The sequence below is a fragment of the Streptomyces sp. NPDC002328 genome (assembly GCF_042890065.1).
Lineage (GTDB): Bacteria > Actinomycetota > Actinomycetes > Streptomycetales > Streptomycetaceae > Streptomyces.
This window is the reverse complement of the sequence record NZ_JBIARQ010000020.1, coordinates 128959-139257: the sequence shown is the minus strand read 5'-3', so window position 1 is coordinate 139257 and position 10299 is coordinate 128959. Positions and strand designations below refer to the sequence as shown.

Below are 10299 nucleotides of genomic sequence, written 5' to 3'. Positions count from 1 at the left end.
GAGTCGCCTCGCGCCGAGTCCCCTCGCGCCGAGTCCCCTCGCGCCGAGTCCCCTCGCGCCGAGTCCCCTCGCGCCGAGTCCCCTCGCGCCGAGTCCCCTCGCGCCGAGTCCCCTCGCGCCGAGTCCCCTCGCGCCGAGTCGCCTCGCGCCGCGTCCGCTGCCGTCCCGTTCTCCGTCGGCCGGTCGTCTTGCGCCGCCTCCTCGGGGTGTCGGCCCGTCAACGCGGGTGCGTGGAACGCCCCGATCACGACGGCGGCCCGCTCCCCGCGCGCCGTCGCCTCGGTCAGCCGGGCCCGCATCCACCGTTCGCGCCGCAGGTCCACCGCGGGCACCCCGCCCGACGACGCCACGTCCTCCCGCAGCGCCCACCCCGTGAGCAGCGCCGCCCTGCGCAGGGCCTCGGGCGCCGAGCCCGGGGCGGTCGCCTCGACGAGCCGGTCCCACAGGTCGTCGCCGGGGCGGCCCGTCAGCCGGGCCCGCAACGCCCCGGCGAGTCCGGGCCGGCCCGCGCCGTGGGACGTGGGCTGCCGTCGCCCCTCGTCCCAGGCCCGGACGGCGAGCGGCAGATCGCAGGCGATCACCGGCACCCCGTGCCGGGCGGCCCAGCGCACGGCGGCCAGCTCGGGCGAGAAGTCCGCGAACGGATAGAACGCGGGCCCCGCGCCGCCCCGCCCCGCGCCGCCCCGCCCGTCCCGGGGAGCGGCGGCCAGCGCGACCGGGGCGCGCGTCTCCTCGTGCCCGAGCCACGGCAGCCATTCCTGCATCTCGGCCGGCAGCTCGACGAGCACCACGTCCGGCTTCGCCTCGTCCAGCAGCGCGGGCACCGCGGCGGCCAACGAGGGCGCGTGGTGCCGTACGCCGATCAGATACGGCGCGTCCGGCCCGGTGAGGACGGCGAGAGCCGCCTCGGGGGCGTCCGGGGAAACGTCGGCGGGGGACACGGCGGTCAGCCCTCCAGGATCGAGCGCAGGTCCCACAGGGTGCGCCAGGTGGCGGAGCCCTGCTCGGCGCGGCGGCGGACCGGGCCGTCCCAATAGCCGCGCAGGCGTGCCGCGTCGGCGGGATCGTCCTTGCGGACCACGCCGAGCAGATGCCCCGGCAGCAGACCCAGCACGTCACGGTCCCCGGGGAAGTACGCCGCGGCCAGCGCCAGCGCGCCCGCCACGGACACGGCCTCGGCGGTGCTCATCACCGTCGACGGGCGTTCCACCTCCCACCCCTCCGCCGACCGGCCCTCCCGCAGGTCCCGGAAGGCGGTGACGAGGGCCTCCAGCACGGCGTCGTCGACGTGGAAGGGCGCGCCGGCCCGCTCCACGGAGGCCCGTGCCTGACCGCGCACCAGCGCGGTCTCCGCGTCGAGGTCCGGAATCGGCCCGACCGTCTCGAAGTTGAACCGGCGCTTGAGGGCTGCGGACATCTCGGAAACGCCCTTGTCGCGCAGGTTGGCGGTGGCGATGAGGTTGAAGCCGGGCGCCGCGTGCGCCAACGCGTCGTCCGTGCCCGCCAGTTCGGGGACGGCGATGCGCCGTTCCGAGAGCAGCGACACCAGGGAGTCCTGCACCTCGGGCAGACAGCGCGTGACCTCCTCGACCCGGGCGATGCCGCCCCGGCGCATCGCGGTCAGCACGGGCGAGGGCACCAGCGCCTGACGGCTGGGGCCCTGCGCGAGCAACAGGGCGTAGTTCCAGCCGTACTTGAGCTGGTCCTCGGTGGTGCCCGCCGTGCCCTGCACGACCAGGCCGCTGGTGCCGCAGACCGCGGCCGACAGCAGCTCCGACAGCATCGACTTCGCGGTGCCCGGCTCACCCACGAGCAGCAGGCCCCGCTCGCCCGCCAGGGTCACCACGCACCGCTCGACCAGCGCCCGGTCGCCGACGAACTTGCCCTCGACGACGAGCCGCCGCGGCACCCCCTCGGGGGCCGCCGCGCCGTCGGGCAGCTTCAGGGCCCGCCCGTCGCTGCCCATCACGAACGTGACCACCGCGCGCGGGGTAAGCCGCCAGGCCGGCGGGCGCGGCCCGTCGTCGTACGCGGCGAGGAAGGCCAGCTCGACGGCGTGCCGGTCCTCGGGCGGCACGATCTGCCGGGCCGGCACGGAGTCGGCGGAGGCCACGGAGTCGGAGGAGGCCACGGAGTCGGAGGAGGCCATGGAGTGGGCGGCGTCCACAGAGCCGGGGGAGGAGTCCGACTCGGAGGTGAGGTCAGCGGTCATCGGCGCGCGTTCTTCCAGGTGCGGGGGGACGGTGGTCATCGGCGGCGGCCCTTGCGGGTGGCGCGGGTGGTGAGCTCCTCGTAGGCAGGGGCGTCACCGGAGCGGACCCGGGCCCACGCACGCGCGAACAGCTCGGGCACCGGCAGCAGCGGCACGGCACGCGCCCCGCCGGAGACCGGGTAGAGGCCTTCCTTCCAGATCTCCACCGGCAGCGCGGGAGCCTTCAGATCGCGCCAGCCGCAGGGCAGGAAGAGCGTGCGTCCGGCGCGCGGCCGCTTGGCCTCCACGACCAGGTCGGTCGCCGCGAGCTCGGCGCGGGCCTTCTTCAGCCGGGCCGGCTTCCAGCCGGTCCAGCGGGCGCAGTTGCGGTCCGTCGGATCCGGCAGCGCCAGCAACTGGAGGTACAGCGCCGCCGCGTCCGCACCGAGCCCGTGCGCCCCGGCGACCTCGGCGACCAGGGCCGGCACGCTGACGGTCGGGTCCTGGGCCTGCCCGGTGAACTCCTCGCCGTCGGTCCCGGCCGCGACCGCGCGGGCCAGCTCGTCGTCGAGGATCGTGCGCAGCGCCCGCATGCCCTCGCCGTGCCCGGGTGCGACCAGCCCCTCGATCAGCCCGAACACCGGGTCGTCCGGACCGGACAGCGCGCCGGACCGCACCAGGACGGCTTCCCGGTCGCCCCACCACGGGCGCAGGACCAGCGCCTCGCCCAGCGGCGTCAGACCGTTCTCGTCGGAGCCGCCGGTGGCAGGCAGCCCGTACGCCTTGCGCAGACCGACCGCGGTCGACCCGGCCGTCCCCCAGGAGACGTCGAGGTCGAGCAGCAGTCCCGGATCGGCGACCCGCCGGCGCAGCGCGGCCAGGCCCTCGGGCAGGGCGGCGCGCAGCGGGTGCCCGTACGGCAGCGCGTAGGCGAGTCCGGCGAGCGCGGTCACCGCCTGCGCCAGCTGGTACCGGCCGGGCAGCATCCTGGCGTCGTCGGGGACCAACTCCCCGCTCTTGTCGATGCGCTGGACCGTGGTGCCGCTGATCCAGGGGGTGCGCCCCGGGTTGAGCACGGCCTCGGCGGAACCGGCCGGCACGCCCCCGAGGCCGAGGTCCGCCGCGATGTCTTCGGGGAGCCGCACGAACCCGCCGAGCCGCTCCTGCCACACCCGGCCCGCGGCCGCCGTGTCCGGGCCGGCCGTCCACAGGTCACCGGGGTTCACGGGCAGCAGAGCGCCGATGAGCGCCGCCCGGTCGCCCGACTCCAGCGACCCCAACATGCCGTCGCCGAAAGCTTTCTGACGAGGCTTCAGGTCGAACGTCGCGAGCACCTCGGTGGAGATCTCCGCCGGCTTCCCCGCCAGCAGCAGCGCGGCCTGTACGGGACCCAGCCCGCCCAGGGTCGCCGCCGCGAGGGCCTCCGGCGCGCCCGGCTGCCAGGGCGCGGCGCCCTTGTCCCGCACCAGCCGGGTCACGGCGGCCAGCGCCCCGGCGTCGAACACCGGCGGGTACGCGGTCTCCCGCTCCAGCACGAAATGCGCGACCGCGCCGAACGCGCCAGCCGGGTCGTGGTCCAGGGCGAGCCAGTTCACGATCCCGTTCTGGTGGTCGATGCTCTGGCAGCCCAGGACGACGACGGTCCTGCCCTCGCGGCGCAGCACCTGCCCGACCCGCTCCAGCTTGTCGTACGGCTCGCTCAGCACGACCTCCCGCACCGCGCCGCTCCCGGACGCGGCCAGCGGACCGTCCGTGATCGCCTCGAACAGCAGGAGCAGCGCCTCCCGGTGCGCCTCGGGCAGGGCCGGGGAGGCGGCACGGTAGGCGAGCGGGCGCAACGCGCCCAGCACGGACGTCCACACCAGGCCGATGCCGGGGACGGTGAACTCGTCGCTGCCCCACGCGCCGGAGGCGCCGGTAAGCCCGGAGCGCCGGGACAGCGGCTTGCCGTCGGCGGGCTTCCCTGACAGCACATGGTTGACGGCGCGGATCTGGCGCAGCGCGGTCCAGCACGTGCCGCCGCCCCACCAGCCGTGCTGGTCGGCGAGACCGGCGGTGGCCTCCCGCAGCGTCCGGTCGTCACCGTGCTCGGGGCTGACGTCGGCGAACATGCCCTCCGTGCGCCGCCGGTCCACCCGCGGACGCTCCACCACGGGCGCCACGAAGGAGGCCGTCGACTCCGCCAGGCGCAGCACCGCCCGCACGAGCGAGGCGACGCCCGCGACCAGACGCGGTTCGACGAGATCGGGCAGACAACGGGACACCACGTCCGCGAGGACCTCCTCGACGGACGGGGCGACGGACGTGCCGCCGGAGCCGCCGCCGGACGGCACGGCGTTGCCCCCGGCCGGGGTCGCCCCGGCGGAAGCACCCGCCGACGTCCCTCTCGACGCCGCACCCGACGTCCCTCCCGGTGTCACCCCCGACGCCGCGCGCATCGCCTGCTTCAGCTGAGCCGTCCGCGCCGCGAGCCCGTCGGCGCCCGCGACCAGCAGCTCGTCGGCCTGCGCGTCGCTCAGCGCGCGCAGCACGGCGGACGCCCGCTCGTCCCGTGGCCGCAGCGCGTGCCAGAAGTCGACCGGCGGCACCAGCCCGGTGCCCCCGGCGAACTCGCCGCCCCGCTCCAGCGGCGTCAGACGCCCCAACTCCCCGGCGGCGGACGTGTCGTCGCCGGCGTACAGGGCCACCTGCCGGCGCTGGGCGACGACGACGGGCTCGGCCCCGCCGGGCAGCCGCAGCGCGCCCAGCGGAACCCCCTGCCCGCCGCCCGCCGCCGCGGGCAGCGCGACCGTCCGCCCGTCCGGTGTCCCGGCGACCGTGCGGGCCTCGGCGCCCTCGCCCTCCGTGCGCACCCAGCGGCCGACCACCGTGCCGTCCGTGCCGAACGGGCTCTGCTCCAGGCCGGGCTGGAGCGGCAGCACCGCGCAGTGCTGTTGCAGCAGGCTCGCATCCTCGCGGATGCCGGTCCGCAGGAACGCGGGCAGCGAGGCACGCCCGTGCGTGCCGGTGGCCGGGTCGTACTCCAGCCACACCTGCCGGCGTCCCTGCCGGCCCTCACGCCAGAGAGACGTGCCGTCGCCGAGGAGCCGGCGTGAGGGCGGCACCACCGTGTCGCCTGCGTGCAGCGTCCGCCCGCCGGTGGCCCGCCCGCCGCCGGGGAGCGGCAGGGAGGGCTCGCCCGCGTCGCCGCCCCCGTACCAGCGAGGCGACTGCTCGCCCCCGACCGTGAACACCTCCTGCGGCCGGGCCGACCAGTAGCCGCGCTGCTTGCGGTCCTGCCACCACATCACCAGCAGCTCGCCGTCCACATAACGGAACGTCGGACGCTGCCAGCGGTCCAGTTCGACGGGCAGCCGCAGCTCATGCTCCAGCAGGATCTCCCGCGGGCCGACGACGATCGCCATGTGCCGGCGCGAGAGGATCAGCGCGGGCCAGGCCTCCTCGACGTGCAGGGAGTCGTCGCGGTCGCGCCGGGTCTCCGAGTCGAGCCGCTCCAGTGCCTCGTCGAGCGCGGGCCAGCCCAGCTCGTCCGGTATGCCGGCGCGCAGCGTACGGCCGAGCAGCGGGGCGGCCTCGTGCGCGGCGGTCTTGGCGACGGCGGCCGGGCTCACCGCGGCGGCGACCGCGCGGTACGGGCGCAGCCGGTCCAGCGCCTCCCGCGCGGCGGGCAGACCGCGTGCCGCCGACAGCGCGTCCGCCGAGTCGTCCAGCCACTCGCGCAGCACGTCGGCGAGCACGGGATGCCCGGCCAGCCCTCGCACCAGCTCGGCGTCGGGACGCTGACCGCTCAGCGTGCCCACCGAGCGGTACAGCAGACGCCGGTACCGCGGATCCGCCGCGAGCGCCGTCAGATCGCGCCCCGCGGGCCGGGTCTCCTTCAGCCACTGGCCGAGCGGGAGGAAGACGTCCTGGTCGGCGCGGGGCAGCGTCAACGGCACGTCCCGCGCCGCGCACAGGTCGAACAGGTCGAGGTCGGCGCCGGCGTGCCAGCGGCCCGCGAAGAGGTCCACCGGGCGGCCCTTGGCGCGCAGACGTGCCGCCATCCGCTCCACGAGCGCGAGCGTGGCCGGCGAGCGCCCGCTGACCGAGGCGCCGTGCTTGCGGTGCGTGGCCCAACGGCTGAGCCAGTCCGCGGCGTCGACGTCGTCCGCCGCCGCGCCGGCCTCGCCGGTCAGCAGCAGGTCGGCGCGCGTCTCCGTGAGCAGCGCCAGCCAGAACTCGTCGTCCTCGACGGAACGGCCCAGCCCGGCCGGCATGATCTCCAGCAGCCGGGTCCGCACCGCCGGCTGCTCCTCGGCCAGGACGGCGAGGGTCGCCCGGTACGCGTTCCAGAAGGAGGCGGGCGCGCGGACCGCGGCGGGCGACGCGATCAGGTCGGCGACCAGGGCGCACTCCTCGGCGACCCGGTTCAGCCCGGCGGCCTTGATCAGCCCGCGCGCGTCCTGCGGCAGCGACGCGTACGGCGGCATCCCGGCCGCGCACCGCTCCACGGTCAACTGCCGGAACTGCGCCCACGCCTCGGCCGGACTCAGCCGCGTCCCCAGCGCCTTCACATGCTCCTTGAGCGCCTTGACGGTCAGCGCGCCGGCGAAGGCGAACTCCAGGAACACCGCCCGCTGCCGCTCCTCGTCCACGGCCAGCGCGTGCACCCGCTCGGCCTCGCGGGCCTTGCCGAAGAAGGCGGCGGCGTACGTGGTGTTCTCGTGCTGGAGGAAGACCCGCGCGGCCTGCTCGTAGAAGGTGGGCAGGAAGTGGGGCACGGCCCTCCCGAGCCGCTCGCCGAGCGCCTCGAAGCCTTCCTTGGCGTTGCCGGGACGGGACTTGGCCTGCCGGGCGAGCCGCTCGACGTCCTTGACCAGCGCCAGCGCGTGATGGCCGTTGGCCGGGTCGTGGACCAGCGCCCAGGCGGGGAAGCCGAGCGTCTCCTTGCGCACCTGGCCGACCTCGGGAGCCTCCGGCCGCCGGGTCAGCCCGAGGAAGTCCAGCGCGAGGTCCTCGGCCTCCCCGAGCGTGCCCGGCACGAGCCGGACGACGTCGCGGCCCTCCAGCGCGGGGTGGGTGTACGTGCGCACGGTGAGGACGTCGGCGTCCTCCCGGTCCGTCGCCCCCGGCGGCAGGACGGCGCCCGCGTCGAGCAGCGCGGCGATGGTGGTCTCGTCGTACGTCATGCCGCCTGCTCCTCGTCCGCGATGTCGCGACCCGCGTACAGCGCGGCCGCCATGCGCATGCCCTCCGACCAGGCCACCGGCCCGACCTGACCCAGCTTCAGCGCCTTGCCGGCCGGGTCGGTGAAGACCAGCGGGCCGGTCTCCGTCTCCTCGTAGCCGTCGTAGTCGCCGACCCACACCCGGGCCTCGACCCCGCGGCCGTCCTCCAGGACGGAGCACACCGCGTGACCGCCCCGGACGCGGTAGCCGAGCTGGGAGGCCCTGCCGTGCAGGAACCGCAGCTGCTTGAAGGCCCCGCCCGCGTAGTCCTCCACGGAGGACGCCTCGGCGTCGAGCGCGGCGGGCCGGTGCCAGACCTCGCGGAAGAGCTGCTGGGCGCGCTGCTCGACACCGAGCTCGACGGCGAACTCCCGCAGTTCCTCCAGGTCTTCGAGGAGCACGGGGTGCGGCAGCCGGACCAGCTCGGGGGCGATGCGCACGGTGTCGCCGTCGAGGTCGACGAGGCCGAGGCCGCGCTCGGGGTCGGCGTCGCGCAGGAAGCCGGCCACCTCGCCGTCGGCCCCGGTGACGACGAGGTCGCGCAGGGCGGCCTGCCAGGCCGGATCGGGCCACACCCGCGTGAGGACGGCCAACGGCACCGGCAGCGAGCGCACCATCCACCGCTCGACGTCGGTCAGGCACCGCCGCTCGTGCCGTTCCAGCCACTCGATGAGCTGACGCAGGCCCACCACGGCCGGATCGTCGACGATCTTGGCCGGAACCGACTTCAGCCGTCGCCCGGCCGCGTTGCGGCACACCACCTTGCCGTCTTCCAGGGCGACTTCGTAGTCGCCGGCCGACACCCACCCCATGCGTGCCTCCCGCACCCGCAGCGATCAAGTGACGGGAACTCTAGATCAGGCCACTGACAACGGGGTCCGGGCAGGCGGCGGCCCGGGGTCGTCGCCCCGCGGCGCGCGCGACGGCACGGCCGCGGGGGGCGACTTCTGCCGGCGGGTCAGCCCTCGACCCAGCCGTGGTTCTTCGCGAACTGCGCCAGCGAGCCGCGCACCTGGAGGATCTGCTCGGCGGTCAGCGAGGGCGCCGCGGTGAGCAGCGTCTCGGTGACGTCCCGGGTGAACTCCTCCGTGCTGAGCACATCGCACAGGACGTCGTCGTCGGCCGCGAGCGGCTTGCCGTCCTCGCCCCGCGCGAGCCGCACGCCGGACGCCTTCGGCCCGCGCTCGCCGTCCTCGATCTCGAACTCCACCACGACGCCCCGCCGCACCTGCGACTCGGGCATGAGCATGTCGTTCACATGCAGGAAGACGTCCTCGCCCCCGTCGTCGGGCGCGATGAACCCGTAACCCCGCTGGCTGTCGAAGCGCACCACACGACCAGCAACCATCCCAACCCCCAGCAACCTCGAAAACACCACGTCGGCGGACTCGACCGGATCGTAGCCACCCGACGGCCCACGAGCGACTCCCGCGGGCTCACTGTGCACGGTACAGCGCGGCGGGCCGCCCGGCCCCGCGCCCCCGGAGGGGCGGCCGGCTCAGGTCGCGCGCACCCGGCGCGCGACCGGGCCCGGACTCCCCGCGCCCGCCACCGTGCGCCCTGCCGCCCTGACGAGCCCGCGCGCCCTGCCGCCCTGGCGCGCCCGCTCGCCCTTCGAGGCCGACTACGCCTTGTCGGCCTTCTCGGCCTTCTCCGCGGCGAGCTTCTTCAGGCGGGCGCCCTCCTTGCGGACCTCGGCCTGGGTCGCGCGCTCCTTCTCCAGCCACTCGGGCTTCGCGTCCTTGAGGGCGTCGATCTGCTCGGTGGTCAGCGCCTCGGTGACCCCGCCGCGGGCCAGGCCCGCGATGGACACGCCCAGCTTCGCCGCGACGACGGGACGGGGGTGCGGGCCGCTCTCCTTGAGCGCGCGCAGCCACTCGGGCGGGTTCGCCTGGAGCTCGTTCAGCTCGGCGCGCGAGACGACACCCTCCTGGAACTCGGCGGGGGTGGCGGGGAGGTACACACCCAGCTTCTTCGCCGCGGTCGCGGGCTTCATCGTCTGGGTGCTCTGGTGCGACTTCATGCCGTCCAGACTATCGGCCGCCGGGAAGGCCCCCGACCAGGGCCGGTAACCTGGCGGAATGACCGACTCGGCGGATTCCCCCTCGTTCCGGCTCGCGTACGTCCCCGGAGTGACGCCCGCCAAGTGGGTGCGGACCTGGGAGGAGCGCCTCCCGGGCGTCCCCCTCGCCCTCGTCCAGGTGACGCCCGCCGAAGCCTGCGACGTCCTGCGCGACGGCCGCGCCGACGCGGGCCTCGTGCGGCTCCCCGTCGACCGCGCGGTGTTCAGCGCGATCCCCCTCTACACCGAGACGACCGTCGTCGTGGTCCCCAAGGACCACCTGCTCACGGCGGCGGACGAGGTGACCCTCGAGGACCTCGCCGACGAGGTGGTCCTCCATCCGCTCGACGACGTCCTCGGCTGGGACCGGCCGCCCGGCGAGGCCGCCTTCGAGCGCCCGGCGACCACGGCCGACGCCGTCGAGCTGGTCGCGGCGAACATCGGCGTCCTGGTCGTGCCCCAGTCGCTGGCCCGGCTCCACCACCGCCGCGACCTCACCTACCGGACGGTCGTGGACGCGCCCCAGTCGGGCGTCGCCCTGTCCTGGCCCGAGGACGCGACGACCGACCTGGTGGAGGACTTCATCGGCATCGTCCGCGGCCGCACGGTCAACAGCACGCGCGGACGTGCCCCGCAGCAGGACCGGCAGGACCGGCCCAAGCCCGACCAGAAGCGCGAGCCCCGCAAGTCAGGCGCAGGCAGGACGGGCGGCACCGCCGCCCGCGGCCGGACCGGCAGCGCCAAGACAGGTGGCGCCAAGAGCGGCGGCAGCAAGGCCGGCGGCGGCAAGGGCGCCGGCGCCAAGCGGGGCACAGGGAAGCCCCGCCGCCGCTCGTAGC

At 75.8% G+C, this 10299-nt stretch carries 7 protein-coding genes; 1 reads left to right on the top strand and 6 read right to left on the bottom strand.

Features of this window, described 5'->3' with window-relative positions; genetic code table 11:
* The 6 genes from ACFYX4_RS34795 to ACFYX4_RS34770 form a co-directional block, all read right to left on the bottom strand.
* The coding region (locus ACFYX4_RS34795; protein WP_389342094.1) for a DUF5682 family protein at positions 1-941 on the bottom strand (941 nt) is incomplete at its 3' end.
* Between the two features lie 5 nt (positions 942-946).
* A complete protein-coding gene (locus ACFYX4_RS34790) occupies positions 947-2149 on the bottom strand; it encodes an AAA family ATPase (RefSeq protein WP_389342115.1) in 1203 nt (400 codons plus the stop codon).
* A gap of 98 nt (positions 2150-2247) precedes the next feature.
* The gene (locus ACFYX4_RS34785; RefSeq protein ID WP_389342091.1) at positions 2248-7359 is read right to left on the bottom strand and encodes a hypothetical protein; all 5112 of its coding nucleotides are present in this window, start codon (positions 7357-7359) and stop codon (positions 2248-2250) included.
* The gene (locus ACFYX4_RS34780) at positions 7356-8210 is read right to left on the bottom strand and encodes a DUF4132 domain-containing protein (RefSeq protein WP_389342088.1); all 855 of its coding nucleotides are present in this window, start codon (positions 8208-8210) and stop codon (positions 7356-7358) included. Before ACFYX4_RS34780 ends, ACFYX4_RS34785 begins: the two co-directional genes overlap by 4 nt.
* Before the next feature lie 146 nt (positions 8211-8356).
* On the bottom strand, positions 8357-8746 hold the full coding sequence (locus ACFYX4_RS34775; protein ID WP_389342085.1) for a cold-shock protein: 390 nt from the start codon (positions 8744-8746) through the stop codon (positions 8357-8359).
* A 276-nt stretch (positions 8747-9022) separates the two neighbouring features.
* Positions 9023-9421: a DUF5997 family protein gene (locus ACFYX4_RS34770; RefSeq protein WP_389342082.1), complete on the bottom strand. Its 399-nt coding sequence runs from the start codon at positions 9419-9421 to the stop codon at positions 9023-9025.
* Between the two features lie 58 nt (positions 9422-9479).
* Between ACFYX4_RS34770 and ACFYX4_RS34765 the strand changes: the two genes are divergently transcribed.
* Positions 9480-10298, top strand: coding sequence for a LysR substrate-binding domain-containing protein (locus ACFYX4_RS34765; protein ID WP_389342079.1), 819 nt, complete (start codon positions 9480-9482; stop codon positions 10296-10298).
* Position 10299 lies beyond the last annotated feature (1 nt).